Raw genomic sequence first — 24,389 nt, forward strand, 5'->3', positions numbered from 1 at the left:
CGCCGTAGCGGAACCCGCGGGGCGGCGACATGGCGCCGGTCAAGGCGAACGCGGTGCCGGATCCGTTTCCTACCATCGGGAAGACGACGCGGCGCCGACCCACACGCTGGGGTCGGCGCCGCGTTCGGGACGAGCGGGTACTACAGGTTGATCATGTGGCCGGACAGGCCGTGGACGGCCTCCTTGACGGCCTCGCTGAGCGTCGGGTGGGCGTGCACGTTGCGGGCCACCTCGTGCACGGTGAGGTCCCACTGCTGGGCCAGGGTCAGCTCGGGCAGCAGCTCGGTGACGTCCGGGCCGATCAGGTGCGCGCCGAGGATCTCGCCGTACTTCTGGTCGGAGAGGATCTTGACGAACCCGTTCGGGTCGGCCAGGCCCTGCGCCTTGCCGTTCGCGGTGAACGGGAACTTCGCGACCTTCACGTCGTAGCCGGCGTCTCGTGCCTGCTCCTCGGTGTAGCCGAAGCTCGCGATCTGCGGCTGGCAGAAGGTGGCGCGCGGGATCATCTTGAAGTCGACTTCCATCGTCTCCGCGTCGCCGATCGTCTCGGCCGCGATGATCCCCATCGCCTCGGCGGCGTGCGCGAGCATCAGCTTCGCGGTCACGTCACCGATCGCGTAGATGCCGGGGGTCGAGGTACGGCAGCGGCCGTCGACGTCGATCGCGCCCCGGTCGGTGAGCTTGACGCCGGTGTTCTCCAGCCCGTACCCCTCGACGCGCGGGGCGAAGCCGATCGCCTGCAGGACCTTGTCGGCCTCCAGCACCTGCTGCTGACCGTCCCGGGTCACGGTGACCTTCACCCCGGAGCCGGTGTCCTCGATGCCGTCCACCCGGGTCGAGGTGAGCACGTCGATGCCGAGTCGCTTGTACCGCTTCGCCAGCTCGGCGGACACCTCGGCGTCCTCCAGCGGTACCAGCCGGTCGAGGAACTCGACGATGGTGACCTTGACGCCGTAGTTGCTCAGCACGTAGGCGAACTCGACGCCGATCGCGCCGGCGCCGGCGATCACGATGCTCGACGGGAGCGTGTCGGTGAGGATCTGCTCCTCGTAGGTGACCACCCGGTCGGACAGTTCGGTACCGGGCAGCAGCTTGGTGTTGGTGCCGGCGGCGATGATGCAGTTGTCGAACGTCAGCGTCTCCGAGCCGCCGTCGTTCAGGGCCACCGTCATCGTGTGCGCGTCGACGAAGGTGCCCTTGCCCTGGACCTCGGTGATCTTGTTCTTCTTCATCAGGAAGTGGACGCCCTTGACCCGGCCGTCCGCGACCTTGCGGCTGCGCTGGAACGCGGCGCCGTAGTCGAAGGTGACCGTGCCGTCGACCTGGATCCCGAACGTCTTCTGCTCGGCGTTGAAGATGTGCGCCAGCTCCGCGTTGCGCAGCAGCGCCTTCGACGGGATGCAGCCGACGTTCAGGCAGACACCGCCCCAATACTTCGCCTCAACGACGGCGGTACGCAGGCCGAGCTGGGCGCTGCGCACGGCCGCGGTGTACCCGCCCGGGCCGGCGCCGAGGACCACGACATCAAAGTGTGTACTCACGAGGCGGATCATATTCCGCTACCGGGCGACCTGCCCGGGCACCGGTTTCGACGGTGACGCGGGGGCCAGCCGGAGCGACCCGGGTCACAACCCCGCGCCCAGCCCTGTTGATCATGCTGGTGGGCAGCGGGCGAGCGTGCAGCCGGCTACCCGACACCATGATCGACGTGGCCGCGGAGGGAGGCGTCGAGGAGTTCGATCGTGTGCGCCGTCGGGATCGGGGTGCCGGCCCGGCGCAGCGCGGCGGTGATCTGCAGCAGGCAGCCCGGGTTGCCGGCGACCAGCAGGTCGGCGCCGGTGGCCCGGATCCGCTCCGCCTTCCGGTCGCCGAGTTCGCGCGCCGGTTCCGGTTCGAGCAGGTTGTACACGCCGGCGGAGCCGCAGCACAGCTCGGCCTCGGCCGGCTCGACCAGGGTCAGCTCCGGGATCCCGCGCAGCAGCTGGCGCGGCGCGGACCTGATCTTCTGCGCGTGTGCCAGGTGGCACGCGTCGTGGTACGCGACGGTGCGGCGCACCGGATGCCGCGGCGCCACCGGCCCCAGCTCCACCAGCAGTTCGGTGACGTCCCGGGTACGGGCGGAGAGCCGCTCGGCCCGCCCGGCGTAGCGCGGATCGTCGGCGAGCAGCTCCACGTACTCCTTCATCGCCGAGCCGCAGCCGGCCGAGTCGGTGACCACGTAGTCGACGCCGGCCGCCTCGAACGCGTCGATGGTGGCGCGGGCGAACCGGGCCGCCTCGTCCCGCCGTCCGGTGTGCGCGGACAGCGCGCCGCAGCAGCCCTGCCGGTGCGGAACGAGCACCTCGCAGCCCTCCAGCGCGAGCACCCGCGCGGTGGCGGCGGACACCGAGCCGAAGAACGCGGACTGCACGCAGCCGGTCAGCAGCCCCACGGTCGCGCGGCGCCGGCCCCGGGCGCGTACCCGGGTGGGCAGCCGCGGGGCCCGCCGCGCCGGCGGCGCCAGCTCCTCCATGGTCGCCAGCGCCGGCGGCAGGTACCGCGCCAGCCGGTGACCGAGCCGGTCCGCGCCGGTGGCCCGGTACGCGGCGAGCGGGGCGCGCAGCAGCTTCAACCGGCGCGGGTACGGGAAGAGGCCGAAGACGAGGGCGCGCAGCAGCCGCTCGCCCCGGGTACGCGGGTGTCGCCGCTCGATCTGGGCGCGCGTGGCGTTCAGCAGCTCGTCGTACCGGACGCCGGACGGGCAGGCGGTCACGCAGGCCAGGCAGCCGAGGCAGGCGTCGAAGTGGCCGGCCATCGCGTCGGACAGCGGCTCGCCGGAGAGCCCCTGCTGGATCAGGTGGATGCGGCCGCGCGGCGAGTCCATCTCCTCGCCCCACAGCACGTAGGTCGGGCAGCTGGGCAGGCAGAAGCCGCAGTGCACGCAGTCGTCGGCGAGCGACCTCGACGGCGGATGGTCGGCGTCGAAGGCACCCAGCACGTCCGGTTCGCTGGTCACGATCTCAGATCCCTCCGACGAAACGGCCGGGAGCGAGCCGGCCGGCCGGGTCGAACTCCTGCTTGACCGCGCGCATCAGCCCGATGCCCTCGATCGGCCCCCACAGGTCGAGCTCCGGCCGGATCTTCGGCGGCGCGGCGAGCACCGTGCAGTGGCCGCCGTGGCTCATCGCGACGGTACGGGCGGCGTTGACGATCTCGACCGCGCGGTCCGGGTCGACGTCGCCGGGGATCGCGGCGTGCAGCACGCCGGCGGCCGGCGAGCAGAAGATCCGCATGCCGGTACCGCGGGCGGCGTCGCGCATCGAGTACACCGGGCCGAACAGCTGCCCGACCGGGGTGACCACCTGCAGCGCGACGTCGTCCGGGCCGAAAGGGTAGTGGCCCCACCAGTCCGGCGGTTCGGCGTCGGCGCGGGCGTCGCCGCCGAGCACCTGGACCGCCTTCTCCGCCCGCGCCGCCACCCCGTCGGCGGTGCCCTCGATCAGTAGCACCATCAGATCGGGGTGACCGGGTACCCGCGCCGTCCGCCGCAGGCTGTCCGGCTCCGGGCACTCGACCTCCATCGCGGCGGGCGCCAGCCGTTCCTGCTTGAGCCGTACCGACAGGTCGCGGACCTCGCCGGGGCTGCGCACCGGCCGGGACACGAACGCCCGCGCCGCCGGGACGGGGGTCAGCTTCACCGCGATCTCGGTGAGCACCCCGAGCGTCCCGTACGACCCGGTGAGCAGCCGGCCCAGGTCGTAGCCGGCGACGTTCTTCACCACCTTGCCGCCGGAGTGCGCGACCACCCCGTCGGCCCGCACCATCGTCAGCCCGATCACCTGGTCCCGCGCCGTACCGTGGCGCAGCCGCAGCGGTCCGGCCGCGCCGGTGGCGACCACGCCGCCGAGCGTCGCGCCGGGCAGCATCTCGTCCAGCGGCAGCCGCTGCCCGCGCTCGGCGAGCACCCGCGCCACCTCGGCGATCGGGGTACCGGCGCGGATCACCGCGATCAGGTCACCGGCGGCGTGCTCCACCACCCCGGTCAGCCGGGACGTGTCCAGGATCAGGTCGGCGACGGTCGGTGGCGCGCCCCAGTGCAGCTTCGTCCCACCGCCGCGCACCACCACGTGCAGCTCGTGCGCCGTGGCGGCACGCAGCACCCGGGACACCTCGCCGGTCGACGTCGGGTACGCCACGAAGCGCGGCTCGACGTCCACCACCCGGTCGGCGGGTTGCGCCGGGCGCGCCTCGCACACCGCGCGCAGGTCGTCCAGCACCGCCATCAGAACGCCTCCGCCAGGCCGGCCGCCTGCGCCGGATGCGGCGCCGTACCGCGGCGGGGCACCTCGCCGCACAGCCGTGGCGTGGGGAAGACCTTGCCCGGGTTGCAGCGCTGCGCCGGGTCGAACGCGCACCGCACCAGCTGCATGGTGTCCAGGTCGTCGGCGGTGAACATCTTCGGCAGGTGCTTGGCCTTGTCGACGCCGACGCCGTGCTCACCGGTGATCGAGCCGCCGTGGCCGATGCACAGGTCGAGGATCGCGCCGGACACCTCCTCGGCGGCGTCGCCCTGCCCCGGCACCGACTCGTCGTACAGCACCAGCGGGTGCAGGTTGCCGTCGCCGGCGTGGAACACGTTCGCCACCCGGATCCCGGTGCGCTCGGACAGCGCGGCGATGTCGGCCAGCACCTCCGGCAGCGCGGTACGCGGGATCACGCCGTCCTGCACGATGTAGTCCGGGCTGATCCGGCCGACCGCGGCGAACGCCGACTTGCGGCCCTTCCAGATCTCGCCCCGCTCGTACTCGTCGGCGGCGCGCCGCAGCTCGAACGCGCCGGACTGCTCGCACCGCGCGGTCACCGCGGCCAGTTCGGCGGCGACGTCGTCGGTCGGACCGTCCAGCTCGACGATCAGCACCGCGCCCGCGCCGTCCGGATAGCGGCAGTCGACGGCCTGCTCGGCTGCCTCGATCGACAGCGCGTCCATCATCTCGATCGCGGCCGGGGTGATGCCGGCAGCGATGATCGCGCTGACCGCCTCGCCCGCCGACGCCATGTCGGGAAACGCGGCGAGGATCGTTTCGACGCACTGCTGGGTCTGCACCAAGCGGACCACCACCTTCGTCGCGATGCCCAGGGTGCCCTCGGACCCGATGAACACCCCGAGCAGGTCGTAACCGGTGGACTGCCGGCACTTGCCGGCACCGAGCCACACCACGTCACCATCCGGGGTAACGATCTCCAAGCCGGTCACGTGGTGCGCGGTGAAGCCATATTTCAGACAGTGCGCACCGCCCGAGTTCTCTGCGACGTTGCCGCCGATGGAACAGATCTGCTGGCTTGACGGGTCTGGTGCGTAGTGGTAATGCGCGGGGGAGACCTCCCGGCTGATCGCCAGGTTGATGACGCCGGGCTCGACGATCGCGCACTCGGCGTCCAGGTCGACCTCCAGGATGCGGCGCATCCGGCTGGTCACGATCAACACGCCGTCGGAGCGAGGCAGCGCGCCGCCGGACAGTCCGGTACCGGAGCCGCGCGCCACGAACGGCAGGCCGGCGTCGCGGCAGGCGCGCACCGTCTCGGCGACCTGCTCGGTGGATTCCGGCAGCACGACCAGCCCGGGGCTGACCGCGTAGCGGGCCAGGCCGTCGCACTCGTAGGTGCGCAGTTCGGCGGGGTCGGTCAGCACCGCGTGCGGGCCGAGCGAAGCGGCGAGCCGTTCGGCCACTGCCGCGAGCCGGGCCGGCACTTCCATCCGCGCCTCCAGCGCTCACGCGCCGCCGGTTACCGGCGAGTCGCTCCTGGTACGGCCAAAACTACGGCGCCGGCACTGCCGGGTCAACAAACACCGACGTCGCGGCATGGCCGGTGCGGCCGGCGCGATCAGGGGCCGTTCGGCTCCGGCCGGACGCCGTGCCCGGTGCGGGCCACCGACGAGACCGCCTGCGCGATCGACGCACCGCCGCCGACCAGCTCCAACGTCAATCCTGCGGTGTCCGGCTCGTCCAGCAGTGCGGCCAGCACCCAGGCCACGTCGTCCCGGGTCACCTCGCCCGGCTCGACCTCCGGCGCCAGCCGCACCCGCCCGGTACCGGGGTCGTCGGTGAGCCGGCCCGGTCGCAGGATGGTCAGCGCCAGGTCCTGCCGGTGCCGCAACTCCTCCTCGGCCTCGCCCTTGGCCCTCTGGTACGCGGCGAACACCTCGTCGGTGCCCGGCCGCGGTGGTGCGCCGGCGCCCATCGACGAGACCAGCAGGTACCGCTGGACGCCCGCCAGCCGGGCCGCGTCGGCGAGCAGGATCGCGCCGTTGCGGTCCATCGTCTGCTTGCGTTCGGCGCCGCTGCCCGCGCCTGCGCCGGCGGCGAACACCACCGCGTCGGCGTGCCGGACCTGCTCGGCCACCTGTTCCGGAGTCGCCGACTCCAGATCCAGCACGACCGGATGTGCGCCCAGCTCACGAAGTTCGTCGGCCTGGTCCGGATTGCGGATCAGGCCGACCACGGCCTCGGAACGCGCAACCAGTTGGCGCGTCAGTCGGAGTGCGATCTTCCCGTGCCCACCAGCCACAACCACCCGCATGTCCCCACCGTATTACTGTCCGCACCTTGCGTGGTGCCGGCAAAACGAGTAATTAACGCAAATACGACGTGAGAGTTTTCATGTCACGGAACCTGCGCGCCGCAACGTGCCTGCATGCGGTGAGTCGCCGATGGCGGTATGCGGGTGACGACTGCGCACCGCGAGCTGGCGGCCCCGGTGCGTACGGGTCTGCCCAAACGGTGTCGATCCGTGTTACACAACCAAGCGTCCCGGCGAACCAACCACCCGAGAGACGCACCGAGGAGGCGAGTTGTGACCGATCCGAACGGTGGCGGCATCAACTCCGGAGACGATCCGGTGACCCACCGCCTGCCACTGCGCAACACCAGCACTCAGACCGCGTCCCGGCCGGGCACCGCCGACCCGTGGCGCACCGATGCGGACGAGGACAACCCGTTCGCCGGTACCGCGCTCGGCGGACTGCCGGAGCGCGGCAACACTCCGACCAACCCGTTCGGCAGCCCGGCGGCGGGCAGCCCGTCGTCGCTCGACCTCGACGACGACGAGCGGCGCAAGGCGCGTACCAGCTTTCCCATCACCATCGGCCTGATCTGCACCGTCGCCGGCGCGACCCTCGGCGTCACCGAGGTGCTGGCGCGGGTCGGCGCGGTCGTCGCCGCGTTCGGCATCCTGCTGTCGGTGATCGGCCTGATCAGCGCGCGGCGCGCGCACGTCGGCGGTCGGCTCGTGGCCGTACTGTCGATCCTGATCGGCCTGGCCGGCATCGGCATCGCGGTCGTCGACCACTTCGGCACCTTCACCTGGCTCAACGCAGACCTGCCGAAGCACCTGGCGAACAAGATCGGCGACTACGTCCCGTTCCTGTCCTGACTGTCCATAGTGGACACCTGCGGCGACGCCGCGGTGGGCTCGCCGGTACCGGCGGGCCCACCGGCGTCGCCGCTGCCGTACCGGGAGTCGGACGGTGCCCCCCAGCAGGCGCCGACCGCCCGCTTTGTTGCGGGCTCTAGGATCGCTCGGGTGATGCCACGGCTACCCGCAGCTTCGGACCGAACGGACCGTCGGCACCGGCCGGACCGCGGCGTCCGGCGCCGGGTGGGCGTGCCGTGGCGGCTGGCGGTCGCGGCGCTGACGATGGCGGCGCTGGGTGCCCCGGTGGCCGCGCCGACCGGCGCCGACGCCGCCCCACAGTGCTCGCACGGCGACAGCGACAACCTCGACTACCAGCCCTGGGCGGTCAAGCGCATCGCCGCCGACCGGGCCTGGCCGATCAGCCAGGGCAGCGGTGTCACCGTCGCGGTGCTCGACTCCGGCGTCAACGCGCAGCACCGGCAGCTCGCCGGCCGGGTCGAGGCAGGCACCGACCTGGTCCGCGGCAAGGGGACCGCCGACACCGACTGCGCCGGGCACGGTTCGATGGTCGCCGGCATCATCGCCGGCAAGCGCGTCGACGGCTCCGGCTTCTACGGCGTGGCACCGGAAGCCACCATCCTGCCGATCCGGATCGCCGAGGACCTCGGCACGTTCGAGCACGGGTCGCCGCGCATCGCCGCCGCGATCCGGTACGCGGTGGACCACGACGCGACGGTCATCAACATGTCCCTGACCACCGAGGACAGCCCGCAACTGCGGTCCGCGGTCGGGTACGCGCACGAGCACGGCGTGGTCATGGTGGCCGCCACCGGCAACCAGGCCGACGACAAGCCCAGGTATCCGGCCGCGTATCCGGACGTCATCGCGGTCGGCGGCATCGACTCGTCCGGTGGCCACGACAGCGAGTCGGTGACCGGCGACTGGGTCGACCTGGCCGCGCCGAGCACGGGCATCGTCGCGCCGGCCGGCATCGGCTCCGGCTACCTTTCCGAGAAGGGCACGAGTTTCGCGGCGCCGGTGGTGGCCGGCACCGCGGCGCTGATCCGCGCGTACCGGCCGGAGCTGACGCCGGACCAGGTGGCGACCCGGCTGGAGGCCACCGCCGACCACCCCGTCGACGGGCACAACGACGAGGTCGGCTACGGCGTGGTCAACCCGTACCGGGCGCTCACCGAGGTGCTCGGCGAGCCGAACGGCGCCGCGACCGCCGCCGGTGGGGCGCTGCCCGCCGCGGCGAGCCGTACCGGCGCCGCGGACCCGGTCCGGACCGCGGCGCTGTGGGCGGCGGTCGGGCTGCTCGCCGTGGTGATCGCGCTGCTGCTCCTTGCCGTCGTCGTACCGGCCGGCCGGCGTCGCGGCTGGCGCCCCGGGCTGCGCGGCCGGCTGCCCGGGCCACGGTCGACCCGGCGCCGGCCCCCCGATTACGACCCGACCGCGCCGCCGCCGATCGAACCGGAACCGCCAGCCACCACCGCCGTACGGCTACCCGGCAGCGACAGCAGCGCCACCTTCACCGTCGACGTCCACCTCAACTGACCGGCGCGCGGCATCCGGCGCCGCACCCGATCGGCGCGCGGTGTCAGAGGCCGCAGCTGACTGGATGCGGTGTCAGGGGGCCGTGGGTTCGTTGCGGAGGACGAGGACGGCGATGTCGTCGCGGGGCGGGTCGGCGGTGAACGACAGGACGGCGTCGGTCAGCTTGCCGGCGATCGTCGCCGCGGGCGCTCCCGCCAGGCCGCGCAGCTCGCGGCGCAACCGGTGGTGCCCGAACAGCGTGGTACCGCGGCGGCGTTCGGTCACCCCGTCGGTGAAGAACACCAGCGCATCGCCCGGCGCCAGCCGGAACTTCACCGGCGTCACCGTCACGTCGGGCAGCAGCCCGACCGCGGTCCCGCACTCGCCGACCTGTTCCGGGTTCGGCACCTCGCCGCCCTCGGGCCCGCCGCCGGGCCGCACCAAGAACGGCTTGTCGTGGCCGGACAGGCAGAGCTCGATCTCCAGCGCACCGTCCGCGGCGCGGGCCACCACGGCCATCGCGAGGGTGCAGTACCGGTTGCCGTCGTGCTGGTCGAGGAGGGTCTGGTTGAGCAGCTCGACGATCCGGCCGAGCGGCCGGCCGTCCCGGACCAGTACCCGGATCACGTCCCGGACCACGCCGGTCAGCGCGGCGGCCTGGGCACCCTTGCCGCAGACGTCGCCGATGCACATCAGCCACTGGTCGCTGCCCAGCTCCAGCACGTCGTAGAAGTCGCCGCCGACGTCGGTGCCGGTGCTCGCCGGCTCGTACTCGGCGGCGAACGTGACGCCGTCCGCGGTCGGCAGCGCCGACGGCAGCAGCGCCCGCTGGAACGCCTGCGAGACGTCGGCGCGTTCGGCGTGGATGCGTGCGTTCTCGATGGCGAGGGCGGCGCGGCGGGCGATGTCGGAGATGATCGTGACGTCGTCCGGCGCGTGCAGCCGGTCGGGCGGGCGGCCGACGGACAGGGTGCCGAGCACGCCGCCGCGCGCGATCAGCGGTACCGCGACGCCCTCGGCCGGCCGGGGCAGCGCGACGACGCCGTCGCCGTGTGCCGCCTCCGCCAGCCGGTCGGCGAGTTCCTCCTCGTCGCGGCCGGACAGCAGCCGGCGCAGCAGCGGCAGCGCGCCCTCGTCGGCGTGCGTGGACGCGGCGAGGCTCAGGTCGCCGAACTCGTCGAACACGTGCAGCGCGCACCACTCGCCGAGCCGCGGCACGACGAGCTGCGGAACCAGCGCGAGGGTCAGCTCCACGTCGAGCGACTGGGCCAGCAGCTCGCTCGCCTCGGCCAGGTAGGTCAGCCAGCTGCGCCGCGCCCGATCCATGTCGCGCAGGCGGTCGTTCTCGATCGCGATGGTCATCCGCTCCGCGGACAGCTGGGCCAGCGAGTGCCACGACTCGGTGAGCGGCGCGTCCGGCGCGGTGTGCAGCTCGATCCGGCCGGACAGTGGCCGTGGCAGCGGCAGCGGCACCGACTCGGACGGTGCGGACTCGGTGGTCTCGGGCTCGGCCTCCGGGGCGGCGATGCCGTCCGGCGCCTCCACCACCGGCAGCCCGGCGGTGCCCTGTCGGGCCACCATCCGCTGGCCGCGGCCGTCCGAGGCGTCCACGTACACCGCGCCGCCGGCCGCGCCGATCACCTCGCACAGCCGCAGCAGCAGCTCGGACAGCAGCTGCGGCAGGGTCAGCCGCTGCCGCAGGTCCTCCGGTACGTGGACGAGCCAGACCAGCGCGTCGGCCGGGCCGGTGGCGGCCGCCTCCGGCGACTCGGGCCGCGGCCGGGTGGGCTGCCCGTACCGGGTGCGGGCCGGTGGGCCGCCGCGCTCCAGCCGGAACCAGACACCCTTGCCGGTCGGGTCGTGGGTGGTGCCCCAGGAGGTGGCGAACTGGTCGACGAGCAGCAGGCCACGGCCGTGCTCGGCGGTCTCGTCCGGGGTGAGCAGGTTCGTCTCGATCGGCCCGCCGCGGTAGTCGGTGACCGTGACGGTGACGCCGCGCTCGTCCGCGGCGATGTCGACGTCGAGGTCGGTACCGGCGTGCACCACACCGTTGGTCGACAGCTCGGTGGTCAGCAGCAGCGCCTCGTCGAGCAGGTCGCTCTGGCCGGATTCGACGAGCACCTCGCGCACGGCGGCCCGGGCCGCCGCCGGTGACCGGTAGTCGGCGGGCAGCCGTAGCCGGCGATGCACCGCAGTGGTCACCCCACCTCCCGTTTCCCCGGTTCGTACCGGGAGTCGACACCGGCGCGCCGGCACCCGCAGTCACCGCACTTTCGGTGCGATGTAGGCATCTGCGGTGCATTGTCCGGCACCGGCGTCGCCGCGGCCCTGTCACACGATACCGAGCGCCGGCGGGAACCGGTGACCGTCGGCTGCCGGCCCGTTGCGGTTGTGGCAGACTGCAAATTCCTGGGCGAAGAATGTACCTGTTTGCTTTTGGTGCCCGAAAGGTCGGGCGGGTCGTGCGGTTGACTGGGCCAGAACCCTACCGCTGATCGTGTCGCTACGGCCTGTGCACGTAGCCACGTCCAGCCGTAGGGTTTCGTACGACGTGGCCGACGTCCGCGAGGAGCAGTGAGCGAGCAATGACGACGGTGGACAGGACGGACGCGCCGACCGGCGGTCCGGTCGAGGGTACGGCCGCCGAGGCGGTTCTGGTGGAGCTGGCGGAGGCGCTCAGCCGGTTCCGCCAGGGCGACTTCAACGTCCGGTTGACCCGCCGCAACGGGCTGGCCGGCGATGTCGCCGACCGGTTCAACGACGTGGTGGCCGTGCACCGGCGGTCGACCCGGGAGGTCCGCCGGATCTGCCGGGTGGTCGGCCGGGAGGGCCGGCTGGCCGAACGGCTCGACCAGGAGGCGCTGGAGGGCGGCTGGCAGGAGACCGCCGGCTCGATCAACGAGGTCATCGACGACCTCGTGCGGCCGAACCGCGAGTTCGCCCGGGTGATCGAGGCGGTCGCGGCCGGTGACCTGTCCCAGCGCTCGGAGCTGACCATCGACGACCGGCCGCTGAAGGGCGAGTTCTCCCGCATCGGGCAGAACGTCAACGCGATGGTCGACCAGCTCTCCACGTTCACCGCCGAGGTGACCCGGGTGGCCCGCGAGGTCGGTACCGAGGGGAAGCTCGGCGGCCAGGCGGACGTGCGGGGAGCGTCGGGTACCTGGCGGGACCTGACCGACTCGGTCAACCTGATGGCGTCGAACCTGACCAACCAGGTCCGGTCGATCTCCCAGGCGGCGACCGCCATCGCGCAGGGCGACCTGTCCCGCAAGATCACCGTCGGCGCCAAGGGCGAGGTCGCCGAGCTGGCCGACACGATCAACTCGCTGACCGACACGCTCCGGGTGTTCGCCGAGGAGGTGACCCGGGTGGCCCGCGAGGTCGGTACCGAGGGGAAGCTCGGCGGCCAGGCGGACGTGCGCGGCGCCTCCGGTACCTGGCGGGACCTGACCGACAACGTGAACTCGATGGCCGCCAACCTGACCGCGCAGGTGCGGAACATCGCGTCGGTGTCCACCGCGGTCGCCCGCGGCGACCTGTCGCAGAAGATCACCGTCAACGCGCAGGGCGAGATCCTGGAACTGAAGTCGACCGTGAACACGATGGTCGACCAGCTGTCGTCGTTCGCCGACGAGGTCACCCGGGTCGCCCGCGAGGTCGGTACGGAGGGGAAGCTGGGCGGTCAGGCCCGGGTCTCCGGCGTCTCCGGTACCTGGCGGCACCTGACCGACAACGTCAACTCGATGGCCGGCAACCTCACCTCGCAGGTCCGCAACATCGCCCAGGTGTCCACGGCCGTCGCGAAGGGCGACCTGTCGCAGAAGATCACCGTGGATGCGCAGGGCGAGATCCTGGAACTGAAGAACACGGTGAACACGATGGTCGACCAGCTGTCGTCGTTCGCCGACGAGGTCACCCGGGTCGCCCGCGAGGTCGGTACCGAGGGGAACCTGGGCGGCCAGGCCGACGTGCACGGCGTGTCGGGTACCTGGAAGGACCTGACCGACAACGTCAACTCGATGGCGTCCAACCTGACCTCGCAGGTCCGCAACATCGCGCAGGTGTCGACCGCGGTCGCCGACGGTGACCTGTCGCAGAAGATCACCGTGGATGCGCAGGGCGAGATCCTGCAGCTGAAGAACACGGTGAACACGATGGTGGACCAGCTGTCGTCGTTCGCCGACGAGGTCACCCGGGTGGCCCGCGAGGTCGGTACGGAGGGGAAGCTGGGCGGTCAGGCCCGGGTCTCGGGCGTGTCGGGTACCTGGCGGGACCTGACCGACAACGTGAACTCGATGGCCGGCAACCTGACGGCACAGGTGCGCAACATCGCGCAGGTGTCGACCGCGGTGGCCAAGGGTGACCTGTCGCAGAAGATCACGGTCGATGCGCAGGGCGAGATCCTGGAACTGAAGAACACGGTGAACACGATGGTCGACCAGCTGTCGTCGTTCGCCGACGAGGTGACGCGGGTGGCCCGCGAGGTCGGTACGGAAGGCAACCTGGGCGGCCAGGCGCGGGTCGCCGGCGTCTCCGGTACCTGGCAGGACCTGACCAACAACGTGAACTCGATGGCGTCGAACCTGACCTCCCAGGTCCGCAACATCGCCTCGGTCACCACCGCGGTCGCCAAGGGCGACCTGTCGCAGAAGATCACCGTGGATGCGCAGGGCGAGATCCTGCAGCTGAAGAACACGGTGAACACGATGGTGGACCAGCTGTCGTCGTTCGCCGACGAGGTCACCCGGGTCGCCCGCGAGGTTGGTACCGAGGGGAAGCTGGGCGGTCAGGCGCACGTCAAGGGCGTCTCCGGCACCTGGCAGGACCTGACCGAGAACGTCAACCAGCTGGCGTCGACGCTGACCACCCAGCTGCGCGCGATCGCCGAGGTGTCCACCGCAGTGACCCGCGGCGACCTGACCCGTACCGTCGCGGTCGCGGCGATGGGCGAGGTCGCGGAGCTGAAGGACAACATCAACCAGATGATCGTCACGCTCCGCGACACCACCAAGAAGAACGCCGAGCAGGACTGGATGAACTCCAATCTGGCCCGGGTCTCGGCGCTGCTGCAGGGTCAGCGGGACATCGGCGAGGTCTGCCGGATGATCATGAACGAGGTGACTCCGCTGGTCAACGCGCAGGTCGGCGCGTTCTTCATGTACGACCGGGAGGAGGCCGGGGTGCCCCGGCTGCGGCTGGTCTCCTCGTACGGCTACGTCTCGCCCGGCACCGAGGTGGTGTTCGCGCCGGGGGAGGGGCTGGTCGGCCAGGCGGTGCTGTCGCGCCGCACCATCCGCATCACCGGTACGCCGGAGGGCTACCTCACCGTGCGCTCCGGGCTCGGTACCGCGCCGCCGTCCGACGTGGTGGTGCTGCCGGTGATCTTCGAGGGCGAACCGCTGGGTGTCATCGAGTTCGCCTCGTTCGGTACGTTCTCCGGGCTGCACCTGACGTTCCTCGACCGGCTGGTCACCACGATCGCGATCGCGCTGAACACGATCCTGGCCAACCGGCGTACCGAGGAGCTGCTGACGCAGTCGCAGCGGCTGGCCCGGGAGATGCAGGACCAGTCGAACGAGCTGCAGCGCACCAACCTGGAACTGGAGGAGAAGGCGACCGCGCTCGCCGAGCAGAAGCAGAACATCGAGGTCAAGAACCGCGAGATCGAGATGGCGCGGTTGGGCCTGGAGGAGAAGGCGCAGCAGCTCGCGCGGGCCTCGCAGTACAAGTCGGAGTTCCTGGCGAACATGAGCCACGAGCTGCGGACCCCGCTGAACAGCCTGCTGCTGCTGGCGCGGATGCTCGCCGACAACCCGGAGCGCAACCTGTCGGACAAGCAGATCGACTTCGCCCGGACGATCCACAGCTCCGGCTCGGAACTGCTGGTGCTGATCAACGACATCCTCGACCTGTCCAAGGTGGAGGCCGGCCGGATGGACGTGCAGCCGGCCGAGGTCCCGGTCGACGAGATCACCGGGTACGTGCGGCAGGCGTTCCAGCCGCAGGTCAACGAGAAGAAGCTGCGGCTGTCGGTGTCGGTGGCCGACGGCGTGCCGGACCGGCTGATCACCGACGCCCAGCGGTTGCAGCAGATCCTGCGCAACCTGTTCTCCAACGCGGTGAAGTTCACCGAGCCGGGCGGCAAGGTGTCGCTGCGGGTCGAGCCGACGCCGGCCGACACCCGGTTCGGCGTCGCCTCGCTCGATGACGCCGAGCAGACCGTGTCGTTCGCGGTGTCCGACACCGGCATCGGCATCCCGGAGGACAAGCTGCAGCTCATCTTCGACGCGTTCCAGCAGGCAGACGGCACCACCAGCCGCAAGTACGGCGGGACCGGTCTCGGCCTGTCGATCAGCCGGGAGGCGGCGAAGCTGCTCGGTGGCATGATCACGGTGCGCAGCGAGCCGGGCGAGGGCAGCACGTTCACCCTGACCATCCCGGCGGTACTGCCGGCCGAGACCGCCGCGGCGCTGTCGTCCCGGCCGTCCGAGCCGTGGAAGCCGGTGTCGGTGCAGGAGGCGGCGAAGGCGCTGGTACCGATCGTGGCGCCGCCGGCGGAGCGGCATGCCGAGACCGAGGCCACCGCCGGTACCGACGCCGAACGGGGTGCGGCACCGGACCTGTCCGGCATCCGGGTGCTCATCGTCGACGACGACATCCGCAACGTGTACGCGCTGTCCAGCGCGCTCGAGATGCACGGGATGACGGTGCTGTACGCCGACAACGGCAGCGACGGGATCCAGAAGCTGGCCGACGAGGCACCGGTCGACATCGTGCTGATGGACGCGATGATGCCGGAGATGGACGGCTACGAGACGACGCAGCTGATCCGGCAGAAGCCCGAGTTCGCCGACCTGCCGATCGTGTTCCTGACCGCGAAGGCGATGCCGGGCGACCGGGACAAGAGCCTGGAGGCCGGCGCTTCGGACTACATCGCCAAGCCGGTCGATCTGGACGAGCTGCTCGACCTGATGGCGTCCTGGCTGCCCAACCGGGACGCGGCGGAATGACCCACCGGCCCGTTGGCGCCGCCGACGGGCAGGGCGAGAATGGTCACGGGGGAGACCGGCTCGGATCGGCCGTGCGATGGGGAAGGGAAACGCATACATGACAGCACCGCGACGCGCCCGGGTACTGATGGTCGACGACCGGCGGGAGAACCTGGTCGCGCTGGAGGCGATCCTGCAGGGGATGCCGGTCGATCCGATCGCTGTGGGCAGTGGCGAGGAGGCGCTGAAGCGGCTGCTCAGCGAGGACTTCGCGGTGATCCTGCTGGACGCGCAGATGCCCGGGATGGACGGCTTCGAGACGGCCGGCCACATCAAGCAGCGGGAGCGCACCCGGCACGTACCGATCATCTTCCTCACCGCGGTCGACCGGGACGCGCACCTCGCGTTCCGCGGCTACGCGGCCGGTGCGGTGGACTACATCACCAAGCCGTTCGACCCGTGGGTGTTGCGCGCCAAGGTTTCCGTCTTCGTCGAGCTGTGGCTGAAGAACCAGCAGCTGGCCGAGCAGACCGCGACCGCGAAGGCCCGCGAGGCCGAGCAGCGCTCGCTGGTGTCCATCATGGACAGAGCGGCGGACGTGCTGCGCGGCAACGACGGCTCGGCCGCGTCCGAGGCGCTCGCCATCCTCGGCGAGGCCGACGAGGTCCTCGACCGCTGACCGACCAGGTCCCGCGCCCCGGAGATTTCTCCGGGGCGGCTCCGGGTGCAACCCGGATCCGCCCCCAACGCCCGATCCGTAGCGTGAGGGTGACTTCGAGGCGGGGAGAAACGGTGCGGGTACGAAGCGGGTTGGTGGTGGCCGCGTTGCTGGTCGCGGGCGTGGCGCTGACCGGGTGCGACATGAACGTCGGGCTGTCCGGCGACAGCACGCACAGCGCCCGGTCGTTCGACCTGTCCGGCGACGCGGTGACGGTCCTGGTCGACAACGACGTGACGCTGGTGCGGGGCAGGGCCGGCACGGTGCAGGTGCAGCGCTGGCTCACCGGTAAGGCGCGGGACCGGGCCACCTGGCGGTTGCACGGCGACGAGCTCCGGGTGACCGCGCCGTGCGTCGGGGTCAACCTGAACTGCGAGGCGAAGTACCAGGTGGCGGTGCCGCCGGGGGTCAAGGTGTCGCTGTCGACGACGTACGGCGACGTCGTCGCGAACGGGCTCGGCAACGACCTCAACGTGGTGTCCGAGCACGGTGACCTGTCGTTGACGAAGCTGTCCGGCCGGATCCGCGCGTCCACCGACTACGGCAACGTGACGGCCCGCCGGCTGGGGTCGGGCGACGTGATGGCCGAAAGCGACAGCGGTGACATCTCGCTCGGCTTCGCCGACGCGCCGACGCGGGTGGCCGCGCGGTCCTCGTACGGCAACATCCTGCTGACGGTACCCGATTCGGCCTATCACGTGACAACCGGGACGAAATACGGCGAGGTCAACTCGCAGTTGACCGACAACGACAGTGCGAAACGGACCCTCGTCGCCACCACCGACAACGGCGACGTGACCATCAGTACCGGTGACGCACCGGGCGGTCCGTCCACGGACCCGGACGCCGGCGACCGGTCGGGGGACTGATCGCGGCCACATCCCGGCGCCGGCCGGTGCCGACCTCGCCGCACGCTAAGGTTCATCCGATGAGCGCTGGACGGGTACGGGTGCCGGTACGCACCCCGGACGCCGAGTTCGCCGCGGGCACGTACGGGCCGTCCGCGGCGCTCGGCGCGCGACTGATCTGCGCGGGCGTCGGCCTCGGCATCGTGTTGCTGCTGCTCGGCCTGTTCGTCAAGACCGGCCCGATGACCAGCGCCGGCACCGATGCCGACTGGCTCGTCTCGTCGGCGCGCAACGGCCTGTTCACCCCGGTCGCGAAGGCGTTCACGCTGGTCGCGACGCCGGAACTGTGGGCGGTGCTCGGCTTCGTCATCCCGATCGTGCTGCTGCTCGCCCGCCGCCGTGGGCAGGCGCTGCGGGTGTTCGGCGTGCTCATCGGTACCACCGGCGTCACCTACGTGGCGAAGGCGCTGATCGACGAGCACCGGCCGACCAGGAAGCTCTGGTTGGAGTCGGCCAGCAGCGGCAGCTTCCCGAGTGGCCACTCCGCCGCGGCATGGGCGATCGTGGTCACCGCCGTCATCCTGGTACCGCCGGCGGCGAAGCGCGGCGTCGCGATCGGTGGCGCGATCTTCGCCGTCTTCGTGATGGGTTCCCGGGTCTACCTCGGCGTGCACTACCCGGGGGACACCGTCGGCGGCGCGCTGGCGGCCGCCACCGCGGTCGTCTTCCTCGCCGGCCTGTCCCGGATGCCCCCGCTGCGGCGCTGGCTGCCGGCGCTGGACCGATCCGGCCGGGACGACCGACCGCCGTACCCGTCCCGGGTCGGCACCGGCCGCTGATCCGCGGTCCACACCACCCGGCACGCGCCGCGCACACCGCCCGGCCACCGCGGCCGTCGCGGGCTCACACCATCCGGCGGGGCCGCCGTCGCGGGTCCACACCGCCCCGGCCGAGGCTGCCGTCGCGGGGTCACACCATGCGGCAGGCGCCGCCGTCGAGCGCGAACCCGCTGCCCGGGCCGCTGTCGTGGGCGACGGTCGCGGTGAAGCCGATGCTGACCCCCTGGCTGGTCAGGTCGTCGTTCCACCCGGCGGACCGCACCGTGACGGTCGAACCGTCCTGGTCGAACCGGCCGTTCCACCCGCCGGTGATCCGCTGGCCGGCCGGCAGCCGGAACGTGAGCGTCCAGCCGTGCCGGCTCCGGTCGCTGCGCACCAGCACGGTCGCGGTGTACCCGGCGTCCTGCCGGCTCCGGTACGACCAGCCCACCGTGCAGTCGCCGGCGGTCGCGGCCTCGGAGGACGCCGACCGGTGCGCCGAGCCCGACGGGCGCGCCGAGGCGGCGCTGGTGCGGGTGCTCGGCCGCGCCGACGGCGACGGGCTGGCACTGACCGAACCGGTACCGCTGTGCGGGCTCGGTGTTGCCGCGCCGGTGCTGGCGGCGGTGACGGGCCGGGCGACGTCCGGCGCCGTCCGGTCGGTGTGCCGGTCCGCCGGCCAGACCGCCACCGACGCACCCACCGCGACTCCCAGCACCAGGACCACCGCCGCCACCAGCGCCGCGCGCCGGCCCAGCGGGCCGACCCGGCGGCGCTCCTCGACCGGCGGGGCGGCCGGTCCGGCCTCGCCGGCCGGTACCGGCATCGCGAGGGGGCTGCCGGCCGCCACACCGGTGACCGCGGCGGACGGCTGGTCGGCGGCTCGGGCGGCGAGCTCGTCCGCTGGCCGGTCGGCGGCCTCGGCCAGCGCGGTGAGCTCGACCGCGAGTTCCGCCGCGGTCGGCCGGTCCTTCGCACGCTTCGCCAGGCAGCGGCGACGCAGCCGGTCCACCGCGGTCGGCAGGCCGTCGATCGGCGGCAACGCCGCCGGCGGCCCGTACCAGTGCGCCTCGGTGGCGTCGGTGGTGGTGTCGCCGCCGAACGGGGTCTCGCCGGTCAGCAGCACGTGCAGCAACACGCCCAGCGAGTACACGTCGGAGGCTGGTTCGACGGGCAGCCCGGCCAGCCGCTCCGGCGACAGGTACGCGGGCGTGCCCAGGATGCTGTTCTCCCCGGGCGGGGCGTCCCGGTCGCCGATCGCCGCGGAGATGCCGAAGTCGACGACCTTCGCGCCGGTCTCGCCGAGCAACACGTTCGCCGCGGTGACGTCGCGGTGCACGATGCCCTGCGCATGCGCCGCCGCCAGCGCGTCCGCCACCTCGGCGGCCACCGTCACCGCCGCCGGCCAGGGCAGCGGACCGTCGTCCAGCCGGTCCGCCAGCGACCGGCCCGGCACGTACTCCATCACCACGAACGGCAGCACCCCGCCGTCCGGGCCGGTCGACTCGGCGCAGTCGAACACGTTGACGATGCGCGGGTGGGTCAGCCGGGCGACGGCCCGCGCCTCGGCCCGGATCCGGTCGGTGTCCGGCCCGGTGCCGGTCAGCAGCTTGATCGCGACCTGCCGCTCCAGCACCCGGTCGTACGCCTGCCACACCACGGACATCCCGCCGGCGCCGAGCCGCCGGCGCAACCGGTACCGGCCGTTCAGTACCGTGTCCGCCCGCACGCTGTGCACCTGCCCGAGTCTGCCGGAAGCGGCCCCGTTACCCGGTTCCCCGCACCCCCAAACCGGGAGTGTGTCGGGTCACACCGGGGCGCGTGCGGTTCAGTCGCCGGTCGGGGTGGCGACGACGACCGACAGGTCGTCGTCCGGCGCCGAACCGAGCGTCGCGGTGACGTGATCGACCAGCGCCACCGGGTCTCCCAGGTCGACGTGCTCACCGACGTGCAGCAGCGCCTCCAGGCCGCTCGCCAGCGTGCGGTCCCGCCGCACCACCAGGCCGTCGGTGTAGAGCAGCAGCCGCTCGCCGGGCGGCAGGTCGACCGCGGCCTGCTGGTAGGCGATGTCCGGCGCGGCGCCGACCGGCAGCCCGAGCGGACCCGTCAGCACGCTCGCGGTACCGTCCGGCGCGTACCGCAGCGGCGCCGCCTGGCCGGCCGCGGCCCACTGCATCCGGTGCTCGGCCGGCTGGTAGCGGGCCACCACCAGGGTGGCCAGCTGCCCGGCACCGAGCTCGCCGATCATCCGGTTCAGCGCGGACAGCAGCTCGCCCGGATCCATCCCGAGCACCGCATACGCCCGTACCGCGTTGCGCAGCCGGGCCGCCGCCACCGTCGCCGCCAAGCCGGAACCCGTGACGTCGCCGACCACCAGGTACGTCGAGGCGCCGGCCGGGCCGGAGCGCAGTGCGAACACGTCGTACCAGTCGCCGGCGACCCGGCCGGTCGCCTCGGACGAGCGGCACAGTCCGGACACCGCGATCCCGGGCGTCTCGGTCAGCTCCGGGTCGGTCGGCAGCAGCGCGTCCCGCATCGTCGCCGCCGCCTGCGACTCGGCCCGCAGCCGCTGCTTCTGCGCGGCCAGCGCCTCCTGCGCGCGGCGCAGCTGCGACTCGACCGCCCGCTCCTCGGTGACGTCCTGCGCCGTGCCGCGGATCGCCCACACGGCACCGTCGGAGTCGAACTCCGGCTCGCCGCTGAGCCGCAGCCGCCGCGCCGGCGCGTCCGCCAGCCGGTGCTCGACGGTGAACGCCCGGCCGGCGAGCAGGGCGCCGCGGATCGCCTCCTGCACCGCGTACCAGTCGTCGGCGTGCACGTACTCGCCGCTCTCGGACAGCGGCAGCGCGCCCTGCTCCTCGGTGCGGCCGAGCAGCCGGTACATCTCCGGTGACCAGCGGGCCGCGCCGGTGCGCAGGTCCCAGCGGAACGAGCCGAGCCGGCCGATCCGCTCGGCCTGCAGCAGCTGGTCGTGCAGCTCCTCCGCGGTCGACCGGCGCTGCCACAGGCACAGCACGCCGTCCCCGAGCCGGGTCGCGTCGATCCGCGCCACCAGCGACTCCTCGGTACCGTCCGCCGCCGCGTCGATCGTCACGTCGCCCAGCCGGGCCGGTTCGCCGTCCGCCAGCACCCGGGCGAACTCGCCGAGCAGCAGCCGGCTGCCGGTGTCCGGCAGCACCGCGAGCAGGGTGCGGTCCGTCGCGTCCGGCCCGGCCAGCGCGGTCAGCAGCGCCGCCGCGGCGGCGTTCGTGTACTCGAACCGGAAGTCGACGACCCGCCCCTCGTCGTCGCGCACCGGCCCGAGCAGCACCCCCGGCGTGGGTATCGCGTCCAGCACCGCGCGGGTCGGATCGGCCTCGGTGGCCGGCAGTTCGGCGGTCGTCAGCCGGCCCACCCGGCCGCCGATCGGCGTCGCCAGCGCCACCAGGTACCGGTGTGCCTGCGCGCTCAGCTCGGTCGGCTCCCGCCAGCCGACCGCCAACACCCCGACCACCTCGGTACCGGCGGACAGCGGTACGGCCAGCACCGAACGCAACGCCGCGTCGCCGGAGTCGGCGACCCACACCGTGTCGGACCGCTCGAACGCGGTACCGGCGGTGGCCGCGAGCGGCGCCGCGCCGTCGTTGCCGTACCCACCGACCGGTTGCAGCTGGTCTGCCGGGTCGCGCAGCAGGATCGACACGGCGGCCGGTGGCGGCCAGCCCACGGTGGCCTCGGCGACCGTCTCGGCCAGCTGCGGGTACTCCCGGGCGGTGGTGATGCGCGCGGACAGCAGCTGGTGCTGCGCCTGCAGCGCCTCGACCTCCGGCTGCCGGGCCCGCGGCTGTTCCGGTACCGGCCGGTCGGCGGCGCGGCGCCGGGCGTGCGCGAGGTACTGGTCGAGCTCGTCGTCCAGGAACGCGGCCGGCCGCTCGGTCTCCGGCGCCGGCGCGGTCGCACCGACCAGCGCCGCGGCCACCTCGGCGAGTTTGATGTTGGTGCGCTGGGAGAGCCGGACCAGGTGATCGAACGCCTCGTCCGGGCCGACCCCGAGCCGTTCCACCAGCATGCCCTTGGCCTGCTCGATGACCGCCCGGTTGCGCATCGCCCGGCGCATGCCGGCCAGCTCGTCCCGCAGCCGGGCCACGACCCCGGCCAGCGCCTCCTGCGGCTGCGCCGGGTCGGCGCCGGAATCGGGCACCGCGGCCGAACCGGCCGACGGCTCCTCACCGTCGCGTCCCGCCTGCGCAGGGGGTGTCTTCATGGCCTGCCACCCGGCTGCGCCGGGCCTGGTTGCTCGCTCGCGGCGTCGGCCCGAGCGCGGACGACACCGGCGTGCACCACCCGCACCTCCGCCCCGGGGGCGGACGAACGGATTCCGGCTCGCACGGGCGGAGCCATCGAGACACCCCCTGTCACGGTCGGCCGGCCTCCTGGGTACGACGGGTCGCGGTGGAGCGTACCGCCCGGCCCGCGCGGACGGTGGTCCGCACCGCGTCGCGGGTGGGAACGTCGGGCCACCCCCGAGTCGCTATGGTGAGCCCGAATCCGTCAAAACGGGAGGACGCTGTGCGCAGAACATCGGCACTCCGGGCGGGTGCCGTCGGCGCTCTGGTCGGTGGGCTGCTCGCCGCCGTCGCCCTGCCCGGTGTGGTGTCGGCCGCCCCCGACCTGAAAGCCGTCAACTGGTACCCGGACGCGATCCATCTCCCGCAGGCGCAGCAGATCAGTACCGGCGAGGGCGTCACGGTGGCGGTCCTGGACAGCGGCGTGAACCCGATCCCGGAGCTCTCCGGCCGGGTGGTGCCGGGCTTCGACCCGGGCGGCGGGGATGGCCGCCGCGACCGGGACGGCCACGGTACGAGCATGGCGGCGCTGATCGCCGGCACGGGCGACATGCCCGGTGTCGCGCCGCAGGCCAAGATCCTCCCGGTCTCTGCGATCAAGGGCGAGCAGGCCTCGTTGCTGCCCCCGAACACCATCACCCGGCTGGTGCACTACGCGATCGACCACGGCGCGCGGGTGGTCAACATGTCGTTCGGCGTGAACGACCAGGCCGATCCGGCCGACGCGCCCTGGAAGAGGCAGCTGATCGCGTACGCGACCGAGCACAGGGCGGTGCTCGTCGCCAGTACCGGCGACGACCCGGAGGCGCCGCTGGGCCGGCCGGCCGACGTACCCGGCGTGGTCGCGGTCTCCGGCCTCGGCCGGAACGGCTCGACCTGGGCCGGCTCCAGCACCGGCAAGGGCACCGTGCTGGCCGCGCCGGCCGAGAGGATCAGCTTCCCGACCGGCGTGCCCGGCAAGGAGTACGAGACGTCCAACGGCACCAGCGGCGCGAGCGCCCTGGTCTCCGGCATGCTCGCGCTGATCATGTCGAAGTACCCGGACATCTCCTCGGCCGGCGCGGTCAACCGGCTCATCGCCACCGCGCACGACCTCGGCGCCAAGGGCCGGGACCCGGTGTACGGGTTCGGTGCGGTCGACGCGGCCGCCGCGCTGGCCCCGCAGGTACCGAAGGCGGACGGCAACCCGCTCGCCGCCGGCGGCGTGGCCACGGTCAGCTCCGCGAGCGGTACGGACAACTCGGACAGCGGCCTGTCCACCGCGGTGCTGATCGCGGTGATCGTGGTCGCCGCGCTGCTGATCCTGGTGTTGATCGTGGTGATCGTGACGCTGCGGTCGCGCCGCCGCGGCGGCGGTGGCAACAACGGCGGTGGCGGCGGCGGTGGCGGCGGCCCGGGTGGTCCGCCCGGCGGACCGGGTGGCGGCCCGGTCGGGTACGGCGAGCCGCAGCAGGCACCGCCGCAGTGGCAGCACCCGGAGAGGGAGCCGGTACCGGCGGGGCAGTGGGGTCCGCCCCCACCCGGTCGCTGACGACTGACGGTCAGCCGCTCCGACGCGTGGTGAGCACCGGTTGTCGCCTGCCGTTTCGGTAGATGCAGCGCGCCCCGGACTCGCCTCGGTGCCCGGTGCGTCGTGCCGCCCCGGCCGTACGGGATGGGCGTACGCGCGAGGGTTGACGGTTTTGTGGCGTCCCTACGATAGGTTCCCGTCCGTACCGGCTGCGTGCACGCTGATGCTGATCGTGATGGTGTGCGGGCAC

15 protein-coding genes are annotated in these 24,389 nt (G+C 72.7%); 7 read left to right on the top strand and 8 right to left on the bottom strand.

The window, feature by feature from the left end:
• Nucleotides 1–140: 140 nt before the first annotated feature.
• From lpdA to Asera_RS08820, 5 genes are all read right to left on the bottom strand, one after another.
• Nucleotides 141–1,541, bottom strand: coding sequence for a dihydrolipoyl dehydrogenase (gene lpdA / locus Asera_RS08800; protein ID WP_035298331.1), 1,401 nt, complete (start codon nt 1,539–1,541; stop codon nt 141–143).
• A 146-nt stretch (nt 1,542–1,687) separates the two neighbouring features.
• Nucleotides 1,688–2,995: a (Fe-S)-binding protein gene (locus Asera_RS08805; RefSeq protein ID WP_030449007.1), complete on the bottom strand. Its 1,308-nt coding sequence runs from the start codon at nt 2,993–2,995 to the stop codon at nt 1,688–1,690.
• Nucleotides 2,996–2,999: 4 nt separating this feature from the next.
• Entirely contained in the window at nt 3,000–4,262 is a 1,263-nt protein-coding gene (locus tag Asera_RS08810) for an FAD-binding oxidoreductase (protein ID WP_030449006.1), read from the bottom strand.
• Nucleotides 4,262–5,734, bottom strand: coding sequence for an FAD-linked oxidase C-terminal domain-containing protein (locus tag Asera_RS08815; RefSeq protein WP_030449005.1), 1,473 nt, complete (start codon nt 5,732–5,734; stop codon nt 4,262–4,264). Before Asera_RS08815 ends, Asera_RS08810 begins: the two co-directional genes overlap by 1 nt.
• 128 nt (nt 5,735–5,862) lie before the next feature.
• On the bottom strand, nt 5,863–6,558 hold the full coding sequence (locus Asera_RS08820; protein ID WP_051802873.1) for an SDR family oxidoreductase: 696 nt from the start codon (nt 6,556–6,558) through the stop codon (nt 5,863–5,865).
• 273 nt (nt 6,559–6,831) lie between these two features.
• On the opposite strand from Asera_RS08820, the gene Asera_RS08825 reads away from it, so the two are divergent.
• Nucleotides 6,832–7,410: a hypothetical protein gene (locus Asera_RS08825; RefSeq protein WP_030449003.1), complete on the top strand. Its 579-nt coding sequence runs from the start codon at nt 6,832–6,834 to the stop codon at nt 7,408–7,410.
• Nucleotides 7,411–7,641: 231 nt separating this feature from the next.
• On the top strand, nt 7,642–8,949 hold the full coding sequence (gene mycP / locus Asera_RS08830; protein WP_244843801.1) for a type VII secretion-associated serine protease mycosin: 1,308 nt from the start codon (nt 7,642–7,644) through the stop codon (nt 8,947–8,949).
• 72 nt (nt 8,950–9,021) lie between these two features.
• Here the strand turns inward: mycP and Asera_RS08835 are convergent, their stop codons facing one another.
• Nucleotides 9,022–11,130, bottom strand: coding sequence for a SpoIIE family protein phosphatase (locus Asera_RS08835; RefSeq protein WP_030449001.1), 2,109 nt, complete (start codon nt 11,128–11,130; stop codon nt 9,022–9,024).
• Between the two features lie 383 nt (nt 11,131–11,513).
• Between Asera_RS08835 and Asera_RS08840 the strand changes: the two genes are divergently transcribed.
• The 4 genes from Asera_RS08840 to Asera_RS08855 all read left to right on the top strand — a co-directional run bounded on the left by Asera_RS08840 (nt 11,514) and on the right by Asera_RS08855 (nt 18,325).
• Nucleotides 11,514–15,941, top strand: a complete 4,428-nt coding sequence (locus Asera_RS08840) for a HAMP domain-containing protein (RefSeq protein ID WP_212804538.1) — start codon at nt 11,514–11,516, stop codon at nt 15,939–15,941.
• A 97-nt stretch (nt 15,942–16,038) separates the two neighbouring features.
• Nucleotides 16,039–16,599 (top strand): response regulator, encoded by a 561-nt coding sequence (locus Asera_RS08845; protein ID WP_030449000.1) that lies wholly within the window; start codon nt 16,039–16,041, stop codon nt 16,597–16,599.
• A 113-nt stretch (nt 16,600–16,712) separates the two neighbouring features.
• Nucleotides 16,713–17,507 (top strand): DUF4097 family beta strand repeat-containing protein, encoded by a 795-nt coding sequence (locus tag Asera_RS08850; RefSeq protein ID WP_157035123.1) that lies wholly within the window; start codon nt 16,713–16,715, stop codon nt 17,505–17,507.
• Nucleotides 17,508–17,566: 59 nt separating this feature from the next.
• Nucleotides 17,567–18,325 (top strand): phosphatase PAP2 family protein, encoded by a 759-nt coding sequence (locus Asera_RS08855; protein WP_084132599.1) that lies wholly within the window; start codon nt 17,567–17,569, stop codon nt 18,323–18,325.
• 130 nt (nt 18,326–18,455) lie between these two features.
• On the opposite strand, the gene Asera_RS08860 is transcribed toward Asera_RS08855, so the two are convergent.
• Together Asera_RS08860 and Asera_RS08865 are read right to left on the bottom strand one after the other, a co-directional pair.
• Nucleotides 18,456–20,042, bottom strand: coding sequence for a protein kinase domain-containing protein (locus tag Asera_RS08860; protein WP_051802872.1), 1,587 nt, complete (start codon nt 20,040–20,042; stop codon nt 18,456–18,458).
• A gap of 90 nt (nt 20,043–20,132) precedes the next feature.
• A complete protein-coding gene (locus Asera_RS08865; RefSeq protein ID WP_084132597.1) occupies nt 20,133–22,547 on the bottom strand; it encodes a SpoIIE family protein phosphatase in 2,415 nt (804 codons plus the stop codon).
• Nucleotides 22,548–22,852: 305 nt separating this feature from the next.
• Here Asera_RS08865 and Asera_RS08870 point away from each other — a divergent pair, with 305 nt between their 5' ends.
• Entirely contained in the window at nt 22,853–24,160 is a 1,308-nt protein-coding gene (locus tag Asera_RS08870) for a S8 family serine peptidase (protein WP_169745908.1), read from the top strand.
• Nucleotides 24,161–24,389 lie beyond the last annotated feature (229 nt).

Origin of the sequence: Actinocatenispora sera (assembly GCF_018324685.1) — a bacterium.
In the GTDB taxonomy this organism is placed as follows: domain Bacteria; phylum Actinomycetota; class Actinomycetes; order Mycobacteriales; family Micromonosporaceae; genus Actinocatenispora; species Actinocatenispora sera.